The organism is Kitasatospora sp. NPDC101447 (assembly GCF_044767225.1).
GTDB lineage: Bacteria > Actinomycetota > Actinomycetes > Streptomycetales > Streptomycetaceae > Kitasatospora.
In genome coordinates this window covers 116,030-138,000 of the sequence record NZ_JBIWNL010000024.1, presented here as the reverse complement: position 1 = coordinate 138,000, position 21,971 = coordinate 116,030, and the positions used below count along the sequence as shown (strand labels likewise).

At 71.8% G+C, this 21,971-nt stretch carries 17 protein-coding genes, 1 rRNA gene and 1 riboswitch; of the genes, 14 read left to right on the top strand and 4 right to left on the bottom strand.

The genetic code is table 11. From position 1 onward, the window contains the following. The 12 genes from rrf to ACIRST_RS28670 form a co-directional block, all read left to right on the top strand. A 5S ribosomal RNA gene (gene rrf, locus ACIRST_RS28725) occupies positions 1 to 92 on the top strand; the annotation flags it as partial. A gap of 98 nt (positions 93 to 190) precedes the next feature. After that, positions 191 to 811, top strand: coding sequence for a CDP-alcohol phosphatidyltransferase family protein (locus tag ACIRST_RS28720; RefSeq protein WP_402805429.1), 621 nt, complete (start codon positions 191 to 193; stop codon positions 809 to 811). 124 nt (positions 812 to 935) lie between these two features. After that, positions 936 to 3,431: a mannose-1-phosphate guanyltransferase gene (locus tag ACIRST_RS28715; protein WP_350526591.1), complete on the top strand. Its 2,496-nt coding sequence runs from the start codon at positions 936 to 938 to the stop codon at positions 3,429 to 3,431. Between the two features lie 195 nt (positions 3,432 to 3,626). Beyond that, positions 3,627 to 4,718 (top strand): DUF881 domain-containing protein, encoded by a 1,092-nt coding sequence (locus ACIRST_RS28710; protein ID WP_350526590.1) that lies wholly within the window; start codon positions 3,627 to 3,629, stop codon positions 4,716 to 4,718. Continuing rightward, complete coding sequence (locus tag ACIRST_RS28705) at positions 4,715 to 5,047, top strand: small basic family protein (RefSeq protein ID WP_030062488.1); 333 nt, start codon at positions 4,715 to 4,717, stop codon at positions 5,045 to 5,047. The genes ACIRST_RS28710 and ACIRST_RS28705 overlap by 4 nt, the downstream gene beginning before the upstream one ends. A gap of 361 nt (positions 5,048 to 5,408) precedes the next feature. Further along, complete coding sequence (locus tag ACIRST_RS28700; protein ID WP_402805438.1) at positions 5,409 to 6,320, top strand: DUF881 domain-containing protein; 912 nt, start codon at positions 5,409 to 5,411, stop codon at positions 6,318 to 6,320. Between the two features lie 226 nt (positions 6,321 to 6,546). Further along, positions 6,547 to 7,428, top strand: coding sequence for an FHA domain-containing protein (locus ACIRST_RS28695; protein ID WP_396546177.1), 882 nt, complete (start codon positions 6,547 to 6,549; stop codon positions 7,426 to 7,428). A 179-nt stretch (positions 7,429 to 7,607) separates the two neighbouring features. Then, positions 7,608 to 8,303, top strand: coding sequence for a MerR family transcriptional regulator (locus tag ACIRST_RS28690; RefSeq protein WP_350526594.1), 696 nt, complete (start codon positions 7,608 to 7,610; stop codon positions 8,301 to 8,303). A gap of 97 nt (positions 8,304 to 8,400) precedes the next feature. Then, positions 8,401 to 8,877 carry a bifunctional nuclease family protein gene (locus ACIRST_RS28685; RefSeq protein ID WP_030062493.1) on the top strand — a complete coding sequence of 159 codons (477 nt, stop codon included), beginning with the start codon at positions 8,401 to 8,403 and terminating at the stop codon, positions 8,875 to 8,877. A gap of 224 nt (positions 8,878 to 9,101) precedes the next feature. After that, positions 9,102 to 9,743 carry a MerR family transcriptional regulator gene (locus ACIRST_RS28680; protein ID WP_402805424.1) on the top strand — a complete coding sequence of 214 codons (642 nt, stop codon included), beginning with the start codon at positions 9,102 to 9,104 and terminating at the stop codon, positions 9,741 to 9,743. A gap of 93 nt (positions 9,744 to 9,836) precedes the next feature. After that, entirely contained in the window at positions 9,837 to 10,565 is a 729-nt protein-coding gene (locus ACIRST_RS28675; RefSeq protein ID WP_402805421.1) for a vancomycin high temperature exclusion protein, read from the top strand. Positions 10,566 to 10,631: 66 nt separating this feature from the next. Next, the gene (locus ACIRST_RS28670; RefSeq protein ID WP_350526588.1) at positions 10,632 to 12,077 is read left to right on the top strand and encodes a DNA polymerase IV; all 1,446 of its coding nucleotides are present in this window, start codon (positions 10,632 to 10,634) and stop codon (positions 12,075 to 12,077) included. A gap of 194 nt (positions 12,078 to 12,271) precedes the next feature. On the opposite strand, the gene ACIRST_RS28665 is transcribed toward ACIRST_RS28670, so the two are convergent. Then, positions 12,272 to 13,768, bottom strand: coding sequence for an MFS transporter (locus tag ACIRST_RS28665; protein ID WP_350526587.1), 1,497 nt, complete (start codon positions 13,766 to 13,768; stop codon positions 12,272 to 12,274). A gap of 214 nt (positions 13,769 to 13,982) precedes the next feature. Beyond that, positions 13,983 to 15,101 carry a PRC and DUF2382 domain-containing protein gene (locus tag ACIRST_RS28660; protein WP_402805417.1) on the bottom strand — a complete coding sequence of 373 codons (1,119 nt, stop codon included), beginning with the start codon at positions 15,099 to 15,101 and terminating at the stop codon, positions 13,983 to 13,985. 223 nt (positions 15,102 to 15,324) lie between these two features. Next, positions 15,325 to 15,427: riboswitch (glycine riboswitch) on the top strand. Between the two features lie 239 nt (positions 15,428 to 15,666). Between ACIRST_RS28660 and gcvP the strand changes: the two genes are divergently transcribed. After that, the gene (gene gcvP / locus ACIRST_RS28655; RefSeq protein ID WP_350526585.1) at positions 15,667 to 18,567 is read left to right on the top strand and encodes an aminomethyl-transferring glycine dehydrogenase; all 2,901 of its coding nucleotides are present in this window, start codon (positions 15,667 to 15,669) and stop codon (positions 18,565 to 18,567) included. A 121-nt stretch (positions 18,568 to 18,688) separates the two neighbouring features. On the opposite strand, the gene ACIRST_RS28650 is transcribed toward gcvP, so the two are convergent. Both ACIRST_RS28650 and ACIRST_RS28645 read right to left on the bottom strand, forming a co-directional pair. Beyond that, positions 18,689 to 18,880: a DUF5999 family protein gene (locus ACIRST_RS28650; RefSeq protein WP_030256473.1), complete on the bottom strand. Its 192-nt coding sequence runs from the start codon at positions 18,878 to 18,880 to the stop codon at positions 18,689 to 18,691. 536 nt (positions 18,881 to 19,416) lie between these two features. Beyond that, the gene (locus tag ACIRST_RS28645; protein WP_350526584.1) at positions 19,417 to 19,989 is read right to left on the bottom strand and encodes a hypothetical protein; all 573 of its coding nucleotides are present in this window, start codon (positions 19,987 to 19,989) and stop codon (positions 19,417 to 19,419) included. Between the two features lie 382 nt (positions 19,990 to 20,371). Here ACIRST_RS28645 and ACIRST_RS28640 point away from each other — a divergent pair, with 382 nt between their 5' ends. After that, positions 20,372 to 21,877: a glutamate--cysteine ligase gene (locus tag ACIRST_RS28640; RefSeq protein ID WP_350526583.1), complete on the top strand. Its 1,506-nt coding sequence runs from the start codon at positions 20,372 to 20,374 to the stop codon at positions 21,875 to 21,877. The last annotated feature ends 94 nt before the right edge of the window (positions 21,878 to 21,971 follow it).

Here is a 21,971-nt window from a genome sequence, read left to right as displayed (position 1 = left end):
CGCCCGGTTACATTCCGAACCCGGAAGCTAAGCCTCACAGCGCCGATGGTACTGCAGGGGGGACCCTGTGGGAGAGTAGGACGCCGCCGAACAATTCTTCGAGAGAAGCCCCCGCCGGGTGAACCGGACGGGGGCTTCTCTGTTGTAAGGTCAATGTGCATTGTCGTCACGACGGACAGGAGGCCCCCGGGTGGAGGTCCAGGAGACGCGGGTCCAGACCGATCGCGTCCTCACCATCCCCAACCTGCTGAGCATGGGCCGGCTGGTCGGCGTCCCGCTTTTTCTCTGGCTCATTCTGTGGCCGGTCTTCGGCGGGCCCAACAATGACGGCTGGGCGCTGCTGATCCTGATGCTCAGTGGAATCAGCGACTACCTGGACGGAAAGCTCGCCCGGCGGTGGGGGCAGATCAGCCGGGTGGGGCAGTTGCTGGACCCGCTGGCCGACCGGCTCTATGTGCTGTCCACGCTGGTCGGATTGACCTGGCGTGAGATTCTGCCCTGGTGGCTGACGGCGATTCTGCTGGCCCGTGAGCTTTTCATCGCCGCGCTGCTGCCCATTCTGAACAAGCACGGGTACGGCCCGCTGCAGGTGAGTTTCCTGGGGAAGGCGGCGACCTTCAATCTGATGTACGCTTTCCCGCTCCTCTTGCTGGGCAGCGTGGACAGCTGGATCGCGCGGCCGGCCGAGGTGGTGAGCTGGGCCTTCATCTGGTGGGGGACCACGCTGTACTGGTGGGCCGCCATTCTTTACGCGGTGCAGGCGCGGCAGATCGTCAAGGGGCCTCCCGCGGGCTCGGCGTCCGCAGTCTGAGACGTGATCTGAGAGAAGCCCCACGCCTCATCGGTGCGTCGGACGATACCTTCCGGGTAGAGAACCCTCTGGAACGGTTTGATGGACCTGCTGGTCCACCACCGCGAAGGAGGACGCACCCGTAATGAAAGCCGTTGTAATGGCAGGGGGCGAGGGGACTCGACTCCGCCCGATGACCTCCAGCATGCCGAAGCCGCTGCTTCCGGTCGCCAACAGGCCGATCATGGAGCACGTGCTTCGGCTGCTGAAGCGGCACGGTCTCTCCGACACCGTCGTCACCGTGCAGTTCCTTGCGTCACTGGTCAAGAACTACTTCGGTGACGGCGAAGAGCTGGGCATGCATCTGACCTATGCCCACGAGGAGACACCACTGGGCACTGCGGGGAGTGTCAAGAACGCCGAGGACGCACTCAAGGACGACTCGTTCCTGGTGATCTCCGGTGACGCGCTGACCGACTTCAATCTCTCCGAATTGATCGACTTTCATCGCAGCAAGGATGCTCTGGTCACCGTCTGTCTCACCAGGGTGCCGAATCCACTGGAGTTCGGTATCACCATCACGGATGACGACGGACGGGTCGAGCGATTCCTGGAGAAGCCGACCTGGGGGCAGGTCTTCTCCGACACGGTGAACACCGGTATCTACGTGATGGAACCCGCGGTCTTCGACTACGTCGCAGCGGGTGAGTCCGTCGACTGGTCGAGCGACGTCTTCCCGCAGCTCCTGAAGGAGGGCAAGCGGGTCTACGGCTACGTCGCCGAGGGCTACTGGGAGGACGTGGGCACGCACGAGAGCTACGGCAAGGCCCAGGCGGACGTCCTGGAGGGCAAGGTCGAGGTCGAGCTGGACGGGTTTGAGATCTCGCCCGGCGTGTGGGTCGCCGAGGGGGCCGAGGTGGACCCCGAGGCGGTGCTCCGCGGGCCGCTCTACATCGGGGACTACGCCAAGGTCGAGGCCGGCGTCGAGATCCGCGAGCACACCGTGCTGGGTAGCAACGTCGTCGTCAAGCGCGGTGCGTTCCTGCACAAGGCCGTGGTGCACGACAACGTGTACGTCGGGCCGCAGAGCAATCTGCGGGGCTGCGTGATCGGCAAGAACACCGACGTGATGCGGGCCGCGCGGATCGAGGACGGGGCGGTGATCGGGGACGAGTGCCTGGTCGGCGAAGAGTCGATCATCGGGGCGAACGTCCGCGTCTACCCGTTCAAGACCATCGAGGCCGGCGCCGTCGTCAACACCTCGGTGATCTGGGAGTCGCGCGGTCAGGAGCACCTCTTCGGCGTCCGTGGCGTCTCGGGGATCCTGAACGTCGAGATCACCCCGGAACTCGCCGTCCGGTTGGCCGGGGCGTACGCGACGACGCTGAAGAAGGGGGCGACCGTCACCATTGCGCGTGACCACTCGCGTGGTGCGCGTGCGCTCAAACGGGCGATGATCTCGGCGCTGCAGACCTCGGCGATCGACGTCCGCGACCTGGAGAACGTGCCGATGCCGGTGGCGCGGCAGCACACGGCCCGGGGGAGTGCGGGCGGGATCTTCCTGCGGACCACGCCGGGGGTGCCGGACTCGCTGGACATCCTCTTCTTCGACGAGCGCGGTGCGGACCTGTCGCAGGGCGGGCAGCGCAAGCTGGACCGCGTGTACGCGCGCCAGGAGTACCGGCGGGCCTTCCCCGGCGAGATCGGGGACCTGACCTTCCCGTCCAGCGTCTTCGACTCCTACGCGGGCAACCTGCTGCGGACGGTGGACACCACCGGGGTCCGGGAGGCCGGGCTGAAGGTGGTGGTGGACACCGCGCACGGCAGCGCGGGCCTGGTCCTGCCGAGCATCCTCGGGCGGCTCGGGGTGGAGGCGCTGACCGTCTCCAGCGGGCTCGACGAGGCGCGGCCGACGGAGGACGCCGAGACGCGGCGGGCGGGGCTGGCCAGACTCGGTGAGCTGGTGGCCTCCTCGCGGGCGGCCTTCGGGGTCCGCTTCGATCCGGTCGGCGAGCGCGTCGCGTTCGTGGACGAGCTGGGCCGGGTGATCGACGACGACCGGGCGCTGCTGGTGCTGCTGGACCTGGTGGCGGCCGAGCGCCGCAGCGGGCAGGTGGCGCTGCCGGTGACCACGACCAGGATCGCCGAGCAGGTCGCCGCGTACCACGGCACCCAGGTCATCTGGACCACGACGACGCCGGACGACCTCGCGAAGGCGGCCTCCGCGGAGGGCACGGTGTTCGGCGGGGACGGACGCGGCGGCTTCGTGGTGCCCGAGTTCAGCGGAGTGCTGGACGGCGCCGCGGCCTTCGTCCGGCTGGTCGGCCTGGTCGCGCGGACCCAGCTCACGCTGAGCCAGATCGACGCGCGGATCCCGCAGGCGCACATCCGGCGCCGCGACATCGCGACGCCGTGGGCGGCGAAGGGCATGGTCATGCGCTCGGTGGTGGAGGCGGCCGGCAGCCGGCGGCTGGACACCACCGACGGCGTCCGGGTGGTCGAGGCGGACGGGCGCTGGACGCTCGTGCTGCCGGACCCGGCCGAGGCGATCACCCACCTCTGGGCGGAGGGCCCGGACGACGAGGCCACCGAGGCGCTGCTTGACGAGTGGGCGGCGGTGGTCGAGGGCGCCGGGCGGTGACGGCCCGGGTCTGAGGACCGAACCGGCCCGAGGACGGAACGACCCCGATCGGCGGGGCGCACGGCATCGTTCGTGCGCCCCGCTGTCCGTTTTCACATCAATCGGAACAATTCGTCACTTCCGCCTTGTGTGCAGCGTGTGTGCAGCTCAGGGGCCGTGCACGGACCCCCTCGCCGTCATGGGACGATGGTCCGCATGCCAGCGACGCCGACACCGAGTACCCCGAACGGGCGGTACAACCGCCCGGACGCCTCGATGTCCCTGCTGACCAACGTGATGGACCACAGCCTGGACGAGGGCTACGCCGAGGCGGCCGCGGCCCGCGGTGGCGCCCGCGACAGCCGGATACCCGGGACGCTCCAGGGCCTGCTCACGCTGGGCGCCGGTCTGGCGCTGGTCGGAGCGGTGGTGACGGTGGGCGCGGTGAACGCGCACAAGGCCGAGCCGACACTGGCCAAGGAGCGGGACGCGCTGATCCACCGGATCAACGACAGCAACACCTCGGCCGACCAGCTGCAGAAGCAGGTGCAGGAGCTGCGGCGGAAGGTCGACAACACGCAGCAACAGGCGCTCGCCTCGGGGGACGGTGACACGGGGGGTCTGAGCGGCGCCGTGGGCCTGGGCGAGGTCACCGGGCCGGGAGTGAAGCTGGTCCTGGAGGACGCCGCGGGGACGGGCCTGGGCGGCAACGTCGACCCGCGGGCGGGGCAGGGCTTCTCCAACAGCGGCCGACTGCGGGACCGCGACCTGCAACTGGTGGTGAACGGCCTCTGGGGATCCGGTGCCGAAGCCCTCGCGATCAACGGCCAGCGGCTCACCGCGCTCTCCGCGATCCGGGCCGCCGGCGAGGCGGTGCTGGTGGACAACCGGCCGCTGGTGCCCCCGTACACCATCCAGGCGATCGGGGACGGGCCGAAGCTCCTCACCGCCTTCGAGAACGACATGGCCGGGCAGTACCTGCGGCTGCTCCAGGAGAAGTACGCCATCAAGTCGACGCTCTCCACGCAGAAGAGCCTGACGCTTCCGGCGGCGGTGGGGGTGACGCTGCGGACCGCGCAGCCGGTCACGCCCGAGCCCTCGCCGCCGGCGACACCGTCGGCCACGGCCACGGCGAGCGGAACGGCCTCGCCCGGCCCAGGAACCCCGGAGGGCCCGGGCGCGTCCGTCTCACCGTCGGCCTCATCGAGCCCTTCACCATCCGCGACCAGCGGTGGTCAGAACCCCAAGCGGCGCCCGTCGACCGGATCCGCCAAGACCACGACAGGGACAGGAGCAGCCAGACCGTGATTGCCGTACTGGGTCTTGTGATCGGGGTGGTCGTCGGCCTGTTCGTCCAACCCGAGGTGCCGGACGCCGTCGTGCCCTACCTGCCGATCGCGGTGGTCGCGGCCCTGGACGCGGTGTTCGGCGGCGTCCGGGCGATGCTCGACGGGATCTTCAACGACAAGGTCTTCATCGTCTCGTTCCTGTCGAACGTGGTGGTCGCGGCCCTGATCGTCTTCCTCGGTGACCAGCTGGGCGTCGGCTCGCAGCTGTCCACGGGTGTGGTCGTCGTCCTCGGCATCCGCATCTTCTCCAACGCGGCTGCGATCCGGCGCCATGTCTTCCGTGCCTGAGCAGGGCCGCGAGGAGGCGGCACAGGAGCAGCGGGACGCGGCGGTGGCCGAGCGGGCCGCTGTGCGGACCGTCGCCGGGCCGGCCGCGGAGCCGACCGTGGAGTCGGACGGCAGGACTTCCGAGGAGTCCGTCGTGACGGCCGCCGAGGCGCCCGAGCCGGAGTCGGGCGGGGAGGCCGGGCCGGACGGGTCGGCGGAGCCGGACGAGGCTGCTGAGGAGGCCGGAGCGGCCGTCCCGGCTGCGCGGGCCGAGCCGGTCGGGGATGCCGCGGAGGAGCCGACGGAGGACCCGGCCGAGGAGAAGTCTGACGCTGAGGCCGAGCTTGAGGCCGACTCGATCCCGGAGCCCACGCTGCGGCTGGTGAAGCCGGTCCGGCCGGAGCCGAAGGCCGTCCCCGCGCCACAGGCCGAGCCGGCGCCGCCTGCCGCCCCGACGTCGAAGGCGATCCCGGCGCCGCAGGCCGAGCCGGAGTCCGAACCGGAGCCTGAGGGTGAGCCCGGCCCCGCAGCGGCGGAGCCCGGCGAGCAGGAGCCCGCCGTGGACGGGAGCGCCGGCCGGCGGCGTCTGAAGGCGGCGCTGTGGCCGCCGCGACTGTCCCGCGGGCAGCTGGTGGTGGCACTGCTGCTGTTCTCGCTCGGCCTGGGGCTGGCCATCCAGGTGCGGTCGACCAACGACCACCACAGCCAGCTGCGCGGCGCCCGGCAGGAGGACCTGGTCCGGATCCTCGACGAACTGGACAGCCGTCAGCAGCGTCTCCAGCAGGAGAAGGCGGAGCTGGAGCAGTCCCTGGCGAAGTTGGAGAACAGCTCCAACCAGGCCAAGGAGGCCCAGGAACAGACCAGGAAGAAGGTGACGGAACTCGGCGTGCTCGCCGGTACCGTCAGAGCCACTGGTCCGGGCATCGTACTCACGGTCGATGATCCCCAAGGGCAGGTGAAGGCAGATATGCTGCTGGACACCCTGCAGGAACTTCGAGCGGCGGGGGCGGAGGCGATTCAGATCAACGATGTGCGCGTGGTGGTCAACACCTACTTCACCGACCTCTCGGGCGGTGGGGTGCAGATCGACGGGAAGAAGGTCTCGCAGCCCTATCGGTTCACCGTCGTGGGGAACCCGCAGGATCTGACACCCGCGCTGAACATCCCGGGAGGGGTCGTCCGCACGCTGGAGAGCCACCAGGCGCGGGCGACGATCACCCAGCAGCAGAAGGTTGTCGTGGACGCCCTCGTGGATCCGAAGACGCCGCAGTACGCCAAGCCGGCTTCGAAGTGACGAGGCGTCCGACGAACGGCCCGTCACGGGCCGGCGGCACCCGGTGCGGGGCGCCGCCGCCACGTGGGCGAGACTGGTTCGCACCAGTACGCTCCGGATCAAGAACCGCAGCACCAACTGTCGGAGTACCACTCAAGCGGGCCCGAGCCGCAACCGGGCTCGCAGCCTGTCCGAGGTTCTCACCCTGCCCCGCGGGCGGGTCTGTCACACGCAAGGGGATTCGCCCGTGAGTTTCTTCTCGAAGTTGTTCGGTCGCAACAAGGACAACGACGCGGCCGCCGTTGAGGCGCCGACCGCGCGGCACCGCCGGCCGGAGGACGAGCCCGCCGTGCCGGGCATGCGACCCGCCCCCGAGGCCGCGCCGTACGCCGGCCAGCAGCTGTTCCGGGACGGCGGCGCCGCCCAGTACGCCGGGAATCCGGCGGGCTACGGCGCGTCGGTTGACCCCTCCGGTGACCCGCGCATAGGTTTCCCGTCAGCACCCTCAACCTCTGGTGGAGGGTTTGCCCCGGACCCGTACGCCGGGCACAACCCGTCGGGTGTGCCGCGCCAGGAGGCTGTGAACATGGCTGGCCCCTCTCCGTGCCCCAGGTGCGGCAACCAGAACCCGGCCGCGGCCCGGTTCTGCTCCAACTGCGGTACGGCGCTGCGCGGCGGTCTGCTGCCGGAGGGGGCGGCGGAGACCACGTCGACCATCTCCATCTCCGGCCTGGAGTCGTACGACCCCAACACCACGACCGGCACCGGCGCCACGCCGGCCCTGTCGGCCGAGGTGCTGTCGGCGATCGACGCCCTGCCGCCGGGCTCGGCCCTGCTGATCGTGCAGCGCGGCCCGAACTCGGGCAGCCGTTTCCTGCTGGACTCGGACGTCACCACGGCGGGGCGCCACCCGCAGGGTGACATCTTCCTGGACGACGTGACGGTCTCGCGCCGCCACGTGGAGTTCCGCCGCACCCCGGCCGGCTTCAGCGTCGCGGACGTGGGCAGCCTGAACGGCACCTACGTGAACCGGGAGCGGATCGACGAGGTGTCGCTGAACAACGGCGACGAGGTCCAGATCGGGAAGTACCGGCTGGTGTTCTTCGCCGGCCACAACCGGGGGTACTGAAACCAACGTCGGCAGGAGCCCGAGTGAATACGAATACCCCTTCCTCTTCTCTCGGGGCGGCCACCCCAGCTCCGTCCGGTCCGCAGGCGGACCGCGGCGGGCGCGGGGTGGTCGCGGGCCCCAGGCAGCCGGTCCGCACGGACCGGCCCGCCGGGCGGCGGCGCGGCGGTGACGAACTGCTGAGCATCGGCGCGGTGCTGGCCTTCCTGCGCGACGACTTCCCCGAGGTCACCATCTCCAAGATCCGCTTCCTGGAGGCGGAGGGACTGGTCGAGCCGCAGCGCACGCCCTCGGGGTACCGCAAGTTCAGCCCGGCCGACGTCGAGCGGCTGGCCTACGTCCTGCGGATGCAGCGGGACCACTACCTTCCGCTGCGGGTGATCCGCGAGCACCTGGACGCCATCGAGCGCGGCGAGAGCCCGCCGGCACTGCCCGCCCCGGCCGACAGCCGGCCCGGGCCGTTGGAGGAGGCGGACCGCGAGCTGGTGGCCTCCGCAGACGTCCCCTCCGGGGTCCGGCTGGGCCGTGCCGAGCTGCTCGCCGCCGCCGAGGCCGGGGAGCGGGAGCTCGCCGAGTGGGAGTCCTACGGGCTGGTCGCACCGGGCCAGGACGGCGGGTACGACGGCGAGGCGCTGCAGGTGGCCCGGCTGGTCGCGGAGCTCGGTCGGTACGGCCTGGAGCCGCGGCACCTGAGAGCCATGAAGGCGGCGGCCGACCGCGAGATCGCGCTGGTGGAGCAGGTGGTGGCGCCGCTGCGCCGGCACCGGAACCCGCAGACCAGGGCCCATGCCGAGGCCACCGCGCGGGAGCTCGCGACGCTGTCCGTGCGGCTGCACGCGGCAATGGTCCAGGCCGGTCTGCGGACCCGCGGGTAGCCTCCCGGGCGGCCTCCGGGCAGCGGTGGCACCGCGCTGACCAGCGGCGTCCGCTCTGCGCTTTCATATCCGGGACCGGAGCCATAGGGTTGCCTGTGTGAATGAGCTCGACGTCGTGGGTGTCCGAGTGGAGATGCCTTCCAACCAGCCGATCGTGCTGCTGCGGGAGGTCGGGGGAGATCGCTACCTGCCGATCTGGATCGGCCCCGGCGAAGCGACCGCGATCGCTTTCGCCCAGCAGGGCATGACGCCGGTGCGCCCGCTGACGCACGACCTCTTCAAGGACGTCCTGGAGGCGCTCGGCCAGCAGCTCACCGAGGTGCGGATCACCGATCTGCGGGAGGGCGTGTTCTACGCCGAGCTGGTGTTCGCCGGCGGGGTCGAGGTGAGCGCCCGGCCGTCCGACGCGATAGCGCTGGCGCTGCGGACCGGTACGCCGATCTACGGGAGCGAGGAGGTGCTCGCCGAGGCGGGCATCGCGATCCCGGACGAGCAGGAGGACGAGGTCGAGAAGTTCCGGGAGTTCCTCGACCAGGTGTCGCCCGAGGACTTCGGGGGCGGCGGCCCGCAGTAGTGGGGAACCGGCTGAGCGGGCATTCGGCTTATCGTTTTGCCAAAAACCGTCGACCTACCCAGACTAGGGGCACGAAAAACCACTCTCCTGAGTGATGTGGTTTGTCTGGCCCGGCGTGGCGATCGTTGACGGGTCATAGGGGACTGCCTACCGTCAGGAGTGGCTGTCCGGGTGGCCGATGCCCGCAGTCGGGTTGCCCGCAGCACAAGTGGACGGAGGCAGGCATGAGCAGCACCGGCGATGACGCCGTGGGAGGCCTGTGCGCCGTGCACGTGCCGCGCACCGCCCGCACCGTCACGGACCTTCCCCGGGTGAGCAGGTTCCCCGCCGTACAGCCGGGTCAGCCGGCCATCGAGCGGCTGGCCCCGACATCGGAACTGATCGGCTTCCGCGGCCCGACGGCCTGTGCGGCAGCCGGCATCACCTACCGCCAGCTGGACTACTGGGCCCGCACGGGCCTGCTGGAGCCCAGCGTCCGGACGGCCTACCCGGCGACCAGCCAGCGGCTCTACAGCTTCCGCGACGTCCTGCTGCTGAAGATCGTGAAGCGGCTGCTCGACGCGGGTGTCTCGCTGCAGAACATCCGGGTGGCCGTCGCCCACCTGCAGGCCGCCGACCAGAGCGGCCTCGCCGGGATGACGCTGATGTGCGACGGCGCGACGGTGTACGAGTGCACCACGCCGCAGCAGGTGGTGGACCTGCTGAAGGGCGGTCAGGGGGTCTTCGGCATCGCGGTGGGAGCGGTCTGGCGGGAGCTGGAGCTGACCCTCGGCCGGCTGCACGCGGAGCGCACGGACACCGGCGAGACCGTGGTCGGGCAGGACCCGGCCGACGAACTGGCCCAACGGCGCAACCGGGCGGTCTGAGCAACGATTCGACGGGGCCGCGGGCCCGGACGGGGAACCGTTCGGGCCCGCGGCCCCGTCGTGTTGGCTGGCGAAACGATCGAGGGAGGGCACGTGGGGGTCGGCACGGGGATGGCGGGGCTGCTGCGGCGCAGGGCCGTACTGTCGGGGGCACGGCTGCGGCAGCGCAGGACGCAGCGCAGGGTCTTCCAGGTCGGGGCGCTGCTCTGTTCGCTGGCACTGGCGCCGAGCGCCTGGGTGTGGTTCTCCGCGGGTGACCGGGTGGGCACGGTGGAGAGCGCTCCGTCCGCGCCGGTCGCGGTGGTCTTCGGCGCCGGGCTGGACCAGGGCAAGCCCTCGCCGTACCTGGAGCACCGGCTCGTGGCGGCGGTGGACCTGTACCGGGAGGGCAAGGTGCAGGCGATCCTGGTGACCGGGGACAACGGGCGGACCGAGTACGACGAGCCCGACGCGATGTTCACGTACCTGACCACGCACGGGGTGCCCGCGGAGCGGGTGGTGCGGGACTACGCGGGCTTCGACACCTGGGACTCCTGCACCCGGGCGCACCGGATCTTCGGGGTGGACCGGGCGGTTCTGGTCAGCCAGGACTTCCACGTCCGGCGGGCGCTGGCGCTGTGCGAGGCGGCGGGCATCCGCTCGTACGCGGTCGGGGTGCCGGAGTTCCACGACGAGACTTGGCTGTACGGCGGGGCGCGGGAGGTGGCCGGGGCGGGCAAGGCGGCGGTCAACGCGTGGCTGCGGCCGGACCCGGTGTTCCTCGGGCCCAAGGAGGACGGCATTCCGAAGGCGCTCGCGGACGCGGCGAGGACGCAGCCGTAGGCGGCCGCCCGCCGGGCCGCGGCCGGGTTCGCACGCACTGTCGGACCCGTGCGCGATGATCGGCGGGTGCGATCACTGCCGAGCATCATCCACCTCGACATGGACGCCTTCTTCGCGGCGGTGGAGCAGGCGGCCAAGCCGAGCCTGCGCGGCAAGCCGGTGATCGTCGGCGGGCTCGGCGGGCGCGGGGTGGTCTCCACGGCCTCGTACGAGGCGCGGAAGTTCGGGGTGCACTCGGCGATGCCGATGGCGCAGGCGCGGCGGCTCTGCCCCAACGCGGCCTTTCTGTCGGGCCGTTTCGAGGCCTACCGGCACGTCAGCGAGATCGTGATGGGCCTGCTGCGGGAGCTGTCGCCGCTGGTGCAGCCGCTCAGCCTGGACGAGGCCTTCGTGGACCTGGAGGCCGGTCCGTACGGCCCGGTGCTGGCGGAGACGGACCACGAGACCGGCGAGCGGCTGGTGCTCGCGCTGGCGGAGGATCTGCGGGCGGACATCGAGCGGCTCACCGGGCTGACCGGCTCGGTGGGGGCGGCGGGGTCCAAGCTGATGGCCAAGATCGCCTCCGAGCAGGCCAAGCCGGACGGCCTGGTGCTGATCGAACCCGGGCAGGAGCGCGCGGTGCTCGGGCCGATGCCCGTCCGGGCCCTGCCGGGGATCGGGCCGGCCACCGAGCAGGTGCTGCGGCGGGCCGGGCTGAACACCGTGGCCGACCTCGCGGAGGCCGGCGAGGCGGAGCTGGTGCAGCTGCTCGGGCGGGCGCACGGCGCCGGGATCCACCACATGTCGATAGGGCTGGACGAGCGGCCCGTGGTGGCCGACCAGGACGCCAAGTCCGTCTCGGTGGAGGACACCTACGAGGTGGACCTGGCCGACCGGGACCGGGTGCTGCGGGAGGTGGAGGCGCTGGCCGCGCGGTGCGTGCGGCGGCTGCGGGCGGCCGGGCGCTCGGGCCGGACCGTCGTGCTCAAGGTCCGCCGGTTCGACTTCTCGACGCTGACCCGCTCGGAAACCCTCGGCGGGCCCACGGACGACGAGGCGGTGATCACCGCGACCGCGCGCCGACTGGCCGAGCAGGTGGACATCACCGGTGGGGTCCGGCTGCTCGGTGTGGGCGTCGCCCAACTCGCCGACTACACCCAGGAGGACCTGTTCGCCCAGGCCCTGCGGGAGGAGGCGGCGGAGCACGCGGAGGCGGCGGCCGAGGCCGAGCAGGCCGAGGAGGAGCCGGAGGCCGTCGTGGTCCGGCGCTGGATGCCCGGACAGGACGTCCGGCACACGGAGTTCGGGCCGGGCTGGGTGCAGGGCAGTGGGGTCGGGAGGGTCACCGTACGGTTCGAGACGCCGTGGAGCGGGCCGGGGCGGGTGCGGACCTTCGCGGTGGACGACCCGGCGCTGGAGCCGGCCCGGCCGCTGCCGCTGCGCCGGGACGCGGACCCTGTCGGGGGCGTGGATCCGGGCGGGGGCGCAGGCCGGGACCCGGACGCGGACGGCGGGGCGGGCGAGCGGGGCTGAGAGGGGGCGCGGGCGCCGACCGGGAGGGCGGGCGCGGGCGGACGGGGCCGGGACACGAAAACGGCCCCACCCGGTGGGGGAGTACCGGGTGGAGCCGCATCACCGTGCCGGACTCCGTACGTTCGTGATGCCCTCGCGACGTACGGGGACCGGGGCCCCGCGCCCTGTCCCTGAGCGCGGGGCCGGACGCCTCGTCAGGCGTCGGTCTTCACCAGCTTGTCGCTGGAGTCCTGCTGGGCCGAGCCCTCGACGACGGTCAGGGGAGCGGCCGGCTTGACGGTGCGGATCAGGAACGGGACGACACCGGCGACGATGCAGACCACGGCCGCCGTCCAGAACGCGTGCTTGTAGGCGTCCAGGGTGGGCAGCGTCAGCGGGATCTGCGGCGGCAGCTTCATGGTGTCGCCGGTCAGGATGGCGGCCATCACGGCGGTGCCGATCGCGCCACCGACGGTGCGCAGCACCGAGTTCATGCCGTTGGCGATGCCGCTCTGCTCGACCGGCACGGCGCCGTTGATGTAGGCCGGCATCGCGGCGAACGCGAGGCCGACGCCCAGGCCGAAGATCGCCGAGGCGGTGTAGATGTCGCCCTCGTGGCTGTGCCGCAGGGCCAGGTAGGCCATCGCGATGGCGCCGAGGACACCACCGAGGACCAGCGGCAGACGCGGACCGCGACGGGCGATCAGCACCGCGCCGAGCGGGGCGGCCACCATCGAGCCGATCGCGGACGGCAGCAGCATGACACCGGCGTGCAGGACGGTGGCGGTGAAGCCGTAGTGGGTCAGCTTCTCCGGGGTCTGGGCGAAGTTACTGATGACCATGAAGGAGCCGTACATGCCGAAGCCGATGAGCAGGCCCGCGGTGTTGGTGAAGGCGACGGCCGGGCGGGACATCATCTTCATGTCCACGAGCGGGTGCTTGACCTTGGTCTCGATGATGCCCCAGACCAGGGCGACGACGGCGGCGACGGCGAAGAGGCCGAGGGTCTTGGTGGAGGTCCAGCCCCAGTGGTTGCCCTGGCTGACCGCGACGAGCAGTGCGGAGAGCCAGCCGGCCAGGGTGATCGCGCCGAGCGGGTCGGCGCCGCCCTCCTTGTCGGTGACCGGGTCGGACGGGACGCGGAAGGCGACCAGGGCGACGGCGATCAGGCCGAAGACCAGGCCCATCCAGAAGATCGACTTGTAGTTCCAGTGCTCCAGCAGGAGACCGGTCGCGACCAGGCCGAGGCCGGAGCCGACGCCCATCGAGGCGCTGATGGCGGCGACGCCGCCGGTCACCTTCTGCTTGGGCAGCTCGTCGCGGACGATGCTGATCGCCAGCGGCATCACGCCACCGCCGGCGCCCTGCAGGACGCGGGCGACGACCAGCCACGTGAAGGAGTGGGTGGTGACCGCCAGTGCCGAGCCGGCGACCAGACCGGCCAGCGAGATCAGCAGCATCGGCTTACGGCCCCGGAGGTCGCCGAAGCGGCCGAGGAGGGGAGTCAGCACTGCGGCGGAGAGCAGGTTGGCGGTCATCAGCCAGGTGATGCTGGAGCCTGAGACGCTCAGTTCCTTGGCCAGCGAGGGCAGGATCGGGACGACCGCGGTCTGCACCACGCTGAACGACAGCATCGCCAGGATGAGGGCCGGCAGGACCCGGGTGCTGCTCTGCTTCTCGGCCGCGGTGGTGGGCTGGGGTGCCTCACTCACGGTTGCTTCCTCCCGTACATAGTGAATGAACTGAAGTAACCATGCAGGGAGATACTTCAGAGTGTCAAATATCGAGTGGTTAAGCTTTGGCAAAGGCGGAGTGTCGGGCGTCCGTCGGGCGCCTGTGGCGGGCCGGGGGTGGCCGTCGCAGCGGGTGCCCGGGCATGGGAAAAGGGCCCCGGCCGGGTGGTCGGGGCCCTCGGTGGGGTGCTGGTCAGACGAGGGGGCGCATGGCGGCGGGGCGGGAGGTCTCCGGGGCGGGAGCGGCCGGTGACGGGCGTGGGCCCTCGGCGATCTCGGCGGGGGTGTCGTCGTGGACCTCGACGTGTTCGCGGCGGACTTCGTCCCGGATCACCTCCTCGGCGGTGTAGCGCTCGACGACGAGGCGGACGCGCTCGACGGGGGCGAGGTACTTGTGCACCACCGGACGCTCCTCGCGGAGGGTGACCTCCTCGACGGCCTCGGCGATCTCCTTCTCGGTGAGGGAGGCGCGCTCGGCCTCGCCGACCGGAATCCGCTCGACCCGGACGCGCTCGCGGACCACCGGGACCCGGCGCTCGATCTGCTCGGTCGTCACGTACTTGCGCAGCTTCGCGGTGCCCACGGTGTGCCACTCGGTGGTGACCTCCAGTCGCTCCTCGCGGCAGGTGATCTCGACCGGGTCGGTGGGGGCGGGAGCGGCGGCGCCCACGGTGCTCTCGGCCGGCTGCGACTGCGGGTGCGGGTGCGGTTGCGGCTGCGGTTGCGGCTTGGGCTCGACGGGAGGCGTGACGGCGGGAGCGGGAGCGGGAGCGTGGGCGGGTGCGGGGGCACTGAGGGTGCGCACGTGGGCCTCCGGGGCGGTGCTGGTGTCGGTCGGGGCGGGCTCGGGCGAGCGGAGGGCGAGCGGCTTGGTGGTGGTGGCCGTGGCCGTGGCCGCAGCCGCCGCAGCCGTCGCGGGCGCGGCGGCCGGGGCGGTGCCGAAGTCGAGGTCGGACTGCGCGGCGTGGCCGCCGCTCTCACCGGCCGGGTCGTCGCTCCCCGGGGTGTCGAGGCCGTAGTAGCGGTAGAGCTGGAGTTCCTGGGCGGGGGACAGGTGCTGGCCCACACCGAAGTCCGGGGACTCCTTGACCAGCGACTTGTCGTACGGGACCCGGAGCTCTTCGCCGGAGAAGTCGCTCGTGGTGAGCGGGACGAAGGCGTCCCGGCCGAAGATGCCGGTCCGGACGGCGGCCCACTCGGGCCGTCCGGTGGCATCGTCCAGATAGACCTCGTCGACCGTGCCGATCTTGTCTCCGTTGCGGTCGACCGCCTTGTGGCCGATGAGGTCCCGGGGGTCGATGTCGGTCTGCACTCATTCCTCCAGGGCGCTGGGCCTGCGGAACCCCCGCAGGAAGGCGGCCGGAGCACCCGTTCCGTCCGCCACTTCACACCAAATGCCATGAATCGGACGGGCGCGACCGGGGTGCGCCGGACGGGCTGCGTGCTGCGCCGTCCGGGGGACGCGCGTAGACCCGGCGTGACCTGAAGCACCCGTGATCGGAAGGCCTCCCGCTGGTACCCTGGGCGGCGACCGCAGAGCCCGCTCGGGAGAGTCTCCGCCGCGAAAACCGCTGGTCGGAGCGCCGAAGGAGCAACTCCTCCCCGGAATCTCTCAGGCATCCGTACCGTGTGGGGTAGGTCACTCTGGAAAGCAGGGCAGGAGTGTCGGCACGGAAGCCGGCGACCACCACCCTCACCGACGGTGCAAGCCGACGGAGCGCTCACAGCGCGCTCCGTGCGGGCGAAGCTCTCAGGTCCCGATGACAGAGGGGGAGGCCTGTCGGGTTCGCCCGCCACGGCTGAGTTCGCTGTCCGCAGCGGGAAGGTCGGCCGGCGTGCGTACCCCCGCCGGTCCGTGACCAGGAGGCCTCGACCACATGAACGCCCAGCCGAACGCGGGACGCCCCACCGGCGCCTCGACCCTCACCGAGCTTGAGCTGGCCAGCCCCTTCGAGAACCGCCACATCGGCCCCGACGCCGCCGCGCAGGAGAAGATGCTGGCGTCCGTCGGCTACGGCTCGCTGGACGAGCTCGCCGCCACCGCCGTGCCCGAGGCGATCCGCTCCATCACCGGCCTGGACCTGCCCGCCGGCCGGTCCGAGGCGCAGGTCCTCGCCGAGCTGCGCGAGCTGGCCGGCCGCAACCAGGTGCTCCAGCCGATGATCGGCCTGGGCTACTACGGCACCTTCACCCCGCCGGTGATCCTGCGCAACGTCATGGAGAACCCGGCCTGGTACACCGCCTACACCCCGTACCAGCCGGAGATCTCCCAGGGCCGCCTGGAGGCGCTGCTCAACTTCCAGACCCTGGTCTCCGACCTGACGGGCCTGCCGACCTCCGGCTCCTCGCTGCTGGACGAGGGCACCGCGGCCGCCGAGGCGATGGCGCTGGCCCGCCGCGTCACCAAGGTCAAGGGCGGCGTCTTCCTGGTCGACGCCGAGACCCTGCCGCAGACCATCGCGGTGATCAACACCCGCGCGGTGCCGACCGGTGTCGAGGTCGTCGTCGCCGACCTGTCCGAGGGCATCCCGGCCGAGATCGCCGAGCGCGGCGTCTTCGGCGTGCTGCTGCAGTACCCGGGCGCCACCGGTGTGGTCCGCGACCTCACCCCGGTGATCGAGCAGGCGCACGGCCTGGGCGCGATCGTCGCCGTCGCCGCCGACCTGCTGGCGCTGACCCTGCTCAAGTCCCCCGGCTCGCTGGGCGCCGACATCGCCTGCGGCACCTCGCAGCGCTTCGGCGTGCCGATGGGCTTCGGCGGCCCGCACGCCGGCTACCTCTCGGTGCGCGCCGAGTACGCCCGCTCGCTGCCCGGCCGCCTGGTCGGCGTCTCCGTCGACTCCGACGGCAACCGCGCCTACCGCCTGGCGCTGCAGACCCGCGAGCAGCACATCCGCCGCGAGAAGGCCACCAGCAACATCTGCACCGCCCAGGTGCTGCTCGCCGTCATGGCCTCGATGTACGCCGTCTACCACGGCCCGGACGGCCTGGCCGACATCGCCCGCCGCACCCACCGGTACGCCGCCGCCCTCGCCGAGGGCCTGCGGGCCGGCGGCGTCGAGCTGCTGCACGGCGAGTTCTTCGACACCGTCACCGCCGTCGTCCCGGGCCGCGCCGCCGAGATCGCCGCCGCCGCCCGCGCCAACGGCATCAACGTCCACCAGGACGGCGCGGACCGGATCTCGATCTCCACCGACGAGACCACCACCCGCGAGCACCTGGCCGGCGTCTGGGCCGCGTTCGGCGTCGAGGCGGTCGAGGTCGCCGAGACCGCCGACGCGCTGCCGGGCGCCCTGCTGCGCGAGGACGAGTACCTGACCCACCCGGTCTTCCACAGCCACCGCTCGGAGACCGCCATGCTGCGCTACCTGCGCCGCCTGTCGGACCGGGACTACGCGCTGGACCGCGGCATGATCCCGCTGGGCTCCTGCACCATGAAGCTCAACGCGACCACCGAGATGGAGGCCGTGACCTGGCCGGAGTTCGGCCAGCTCCACCCCTTCGCGCCGATCGACCAGGCCCAGGGCTACCTGACCCTGATCCGCCAGCTGGAGCAGCAGCTGGTCGAGGTGACCGGCTACGACGCGGTCTCGATCCAGCCGAACGCGGGCTCCCAGGGCGAGCTGGCCGGCCTGCTGGCCGTCCGCGCCTACCACCACGCCAACGGCGACACCCAGCGTGACGTCTGCCTGATCCCGTCCTCGGCGCACGGCACCAACGCGGCTTCCGCCGTGATGGCCGGCATGCGCGTGGTCGTGGTGAAGACCCTGGTCGACGGCGACGTGGACGTCGAGGACCTGAAGGCCAAGATCGAGCAGCACCGCGACAGCCTGTCGGTGCTGATGGTCACCTACCCGTCGACCCACGGCGTGTACGAGACCGAGATCACCCAGATCTGCGCGATGGTGCACGAGGCCGGCGGCCAGGTCTACGTGGACGGCGCCAACCTGAACGCCCTGGTCGGTCTGGCCAAGCCGGGCAAGTTCGGCGCGGACGTCTCGCACCTGAACCTGCACAAGACCTTCTGCATCCCGCACGGCGGCGGCGGTCCGGGCGTCGGCCCGGTCGCGGTGCGCGCCCACCTGGCGCCGTACCTGCCGAACCACCCGCTGCAGGCGGAGGCCGGTCCGGCCACCGGTGTCGGTCCGATCTCGGCCGCGCCGTGGGGCTCGGCGGCGATCCTGCCGATCTCCTGGGCGTACGTCCGGCTGATGGGCGGCGAGGGCCTCAAGCACGCCACCCAGGTCGCGGTGCTGAACGCCAACTACATCGCCAAGCGCCTGGCGCCGCACTTCCCGGTGCTCTACACCGGCCCGGGCGGGCTGGTCGCCCACGAGTGCATCATCGACCTGCGCCCGCTGACCAAGGAGACGGGCGTGACGGTGGACGACATCGCCAAGCGCCTGATCGACTACGGCTTCCACGCGCCGACGATGTCCTTCCCGGTGGCCGGCACGCTGATGATCGAGCCGACCGAGTCCGAGGACCTGCACGAGATCGACCGCTTCTGCGACGCGATGATCGAGATCCGGGCCGAGATCGACAAGGTCGGCTCGGGCGAGTGGGCGGCCGACGACAACCCGCTGCGCAACGCCCCGCACACCGCCGCCGAGCTGGCCGGCGACTGGGCACACGGCTACTCGCGGCAGGACGCGGTCTTCCCGGCGGGCGTGAACCCGGCGGACAAGTACTGGCCGCCGGTGAGCCGGATCGACGGCGCGTACGGCGACCGCAACCTGGTCTGCTCCTGCCCGCCGCTGGACGAGTACGGCGTCTGACGGATCCGGCCGCCACGGCGGCCGGACGCACGGCAGGGCCCCGGCGGAACTCTCCGCCGGGGCCCTGCCCGTACGGCGATCGATCCGGCGGCCGCGCCCGCCGTACGGTCGGACCGCGCGGTCAGGCCGCGTGGGCGACGGGGCGGCGCGGGGCGATCACCCGGCCGTCCGGCAGCAGCTCTCCGGTGTCCTCGAACAGGACGACGCCGTTGCAGAGCAGGCTCCAGCCCTGCTCCGGGTGGCAGGCCACCGACACGGCCGCTTCGCGGTCCTCGGACTCGGCCGATGGGCACTCAGGACGGTGCTGGCACATACGCGTACCCTCGCTTCGCTCTGCGATCCTCCCCGTGGTGCGGTCGCCGGAGGTCGTACCGTCCGGAGGCCGCCGCGGTAGTCGGATCCTGTCCGCACGCCGACCAGGTGTTGACCGGCGCTCAAGTGGGTAGGACAGGTGGTCCTTCCACGCTGGTTCCCAGTGTCGGCATCTGCGGACGTGCTCGCAGGCATTTCGTGACATGCGCCACAACTCCCGGGCAGAGATCACCCGTTCAGGTGGGGCCGGCGGGAAATCGCGCACCGGTGGATCAGGTGGGGGATGGCCCGATCGGGCCATGGCGGATGCCCCGTTCGGGTGGCACCCGGCTGTCGCCCGGTGGGCAGCCCGTTCGGGTGACGTGTTCCGACCCCGGCTGCGGGCGCGGACGTGGGCGCGGGGCGGAGGGTCGTCGGGGCCGTCGGCGGCGCGGGAGGGCGGGCCGGTGCGCGGGCACGGGGAGTGCCGGCCGGCGCGCGGGCACGGCGGAGGGCCGCCGGGCGGGTGGTCCGGCGGCCCGTACGGATGCGGGTGCTTCAGGGGGAGCCGAGCAGCAGCGGCCTGACGAGCGGGGCCCGGGCGAGCAGCGGCAGGAGTTCGGCGGCGGGGTAGGCGCGGTGGGCGGTGACGCCGAGCGGGGCCGGGGCCAGCGGGATCAGCAGGTCGGCGGCCGGGCCGGTGTCGGGGCTGTGCAGCCAGAGCGCCGTCGCGTACTGGCCGGGGAAGGTCAGCAGTCGGGGCTGCTGGCGGATCCGGGAGCTCTGGGCGAGCTGCCAGGCCTCGCGCAGCGCCCGGACCGTGGAGTCGAGGTAGGGGCCGGCGGTGAAGTGGGAGAAGGTGTGGCCCTCGACGGCCTGCACCACCTCGGCGGCGGCGGCCACGTCGGCGCCGTCCTTGATCAGGAAGCGCCACCCGGTGCGGCGGGCGGCGGGGAGTTCGGGGCGCGGGCCGTCCAGGACGTGCACCGCGAGCGGATGCGCGGGGACCAGGGGGCCGGCCGGATGACGCAGCGCTGCGGCGGCGGGCTGGCGCAGCGCGGTCTCCGAGTCGAGTGCACCCAGGACCGCGCGCAGGGCGCTCGGCGGGGGCTGGGGGGTCTGCAGAGTCATGGCGGGGTCCGCCTCTCCAAGCGAGATCGGCGTGCGAGTGCGGCATACCGGCATGGCGCGGCGCGTCATCGGTGACGGGGCCTGGCCGTGTCCGGTTGTGCAGGATCGCGGTGCCGGCGCGGTCGCCGCCGTCGACGAGGGGTTCCGAGGCGGGAGCCGACCGGCCGGAGGGCTGTGCGAATTCCATCGAACAGAAGCGCAGGGTGATCTGTTTATCACAGGCGGTGGCGCCGGGCAAGTCTGCAGATGGTCTGATATTCCGTCAGTTGCCTTGCATTGCAAGCCAGTACAAGCATTCGGGTATCGATCTTCGAGGTGGGCATGATGCTTCCACGGTCGGTCGGCCGGGTGGCTCAACGGGGTGTCTCAGAAGGAGGGGACCGTGGGCGAGAAGGTCGTGGCGACTCGGGCGGATCTGGCGGACCGGCAGCTGTACCGGCGCAAGCTCCAGGCCTGTCAGGAGGCACTGGGGCGGATGCTGCGGGAGGACCGCTTCGACCGGCCGCGGGCCGTGATGGGGCTGGAGATCGAGCTCAACCTGGCCGACGAGCAGGGCCTGCCGGCCATGAACAACGCCCAGGTGCTGAGCGAGATCGGCTCCAGCGACTTCCAGACCGAACTGGGCAGGTTCAACATCGAGGTCAACATCACGCCGCACCGGCTCTGCGGCCACGTCTTCGAGGATCTGCGCGAGGAGATCGACACCGGGCTGCGCTACGCCGACCGGCGGGCCGCCGAGGCGGGTGCCCGGATCGTCATGGTGGGCATCCTGCCGACCCTGGAGCACGCCCACACCGGGCTCGACGCGATGAGCCACAACCAGCGGTACAGCCTGCTCAGCGACCAGATCCTGGCCGCGCGGGGGGAGGAGATCACGCTCGACATCGAGGGCGTGGAGCACCTCCAGCTGGAGTCCATCACCATGGTCGCCGAGGCCGCCGCGACCTCCCTGCAGCTGCACCTGCAGGTGACCCCGGAGCGGTTCTCCTCGGTGTGGAACGCGGCCCAGGCGCTCTGCGGGCCGCAGCTCGCGATCGGCGCGAACTCCCCCTTCCTGTTCGGGCGGGAGCTGTGGCGGGAGACCCGGCCGGTGCTCTTCCAGCAGGCCTGCGACACCCGTTCGGCCGAGCTCAAGGCGCAGGGCGTGCGCCCCATCACCTGGTTCGGCGAGCGCTGGGTGGACTCGGCGTACGACCTGTTCGAGGAGAACCTGCGGTACTTCCCCGCGCTGCTGCCGATCTGCGACGACGAGGACCCGCTGAAGGTGCTGGCCTCCGGCGGCGCGCCCAAGCTCGCCGAGATGCGGCTGCACAATGGCACCATCTACCGCTGGAACCGGCCGATCTACGACGTCTCGGGCGGGGTGGCGCACCTGCGGGTGGAGAACCGGGCGCTGCCGGCCGGGCCGACGGTGGCCGACACGCTGGCCAACGCCGCCTTCTACTACGGGTTGGTCCGGGTGCTCGCCGAGCAGCCCCGGCCGGTCTGGACCCGGCTGCCGTTCGAGCGGGCGGACGAGAACTTCCGGCAGGGCGCCCGGTACGGCATCGACGCGGTGTTCCAGTGGCCGCGCCCCGGACGGGCCGGGCGCGGGGGCGGGCTGCAGACGGTGTCCGCGGTCGACCTCGTGCTGGGCGAGCTGCTGCCGATGGCCTACCAGGGCCTCGACGAGTGGGGCGTGGAGCCCGCCGACCGCGACCGCTACCTGGGCATCATCGAGCAGCGCTGCCTGCGCCGCACCAACGGCGCGGCCTGGCAGAGCGCGACCTTCCACCGGCTGCGCGAGCAGTACGGGATGGACCGGCCGACGGCGCTCGCCGCGATGACCCGGCGCTACGCCGAGTACATGCGCGGCGGGGAGCCGGTCCACACCTGGCCGGTCGGCTAGCCGGAGCGCACCGGGCCGCCGGAGAGCGCCCGGTGATGCAGGCGCACCCGGTGCTGCAGGCGCACCCGGTGACGGAGGCGCACCTGGCCGGTCG

Bases quoted from the DNA above. Each gene is read 5' to 3' on its own strand.
- ACIRST_RS28645 (WP_350526584.1), bottom strand. From the start codon at position 19,989: ATGACTCTGCAGACCCCCCAGCCCCCGCCGAGCGCCCTGCGCGCGGTC.
- gcvP (WP_350526585.1), top strand. From the start codon at position 15,667: ATGAACGCCCAGCCGAACGCGGGACGCCCCACCGGCGCCTCGACCCTC.
- ACIRST_RS28710 (WP_350526590.1), top strand. From the start codon at position 3,627: ATGCCAGCGACGCCGACACCGAGTACCCCGAACGGGCGGTACAACCGC.
- ACIRST_RS28715 (WP_350526591.1), top strand. From the start codon at position 936: ATGAAAGCCGTTGTAATGGCAGGGGGCGAGGGGACTCGACTCCGCCCG.
- ACIRST_RS28680 (WP_402805424.1), top strand. From the start codon at position 9,102: ATGAGCAGCACCGGCGATGACGCCGTGGGAGGCCTGTGCGCCGTGCAC.
- ACIRST_RS28650 (WP_030256473.1), bottom strand. From the start codon at position 18,880: ATGTGCCAGCACCGTCCTGAGTGCCCATCGGCCGAGTCCGAGGACCGC.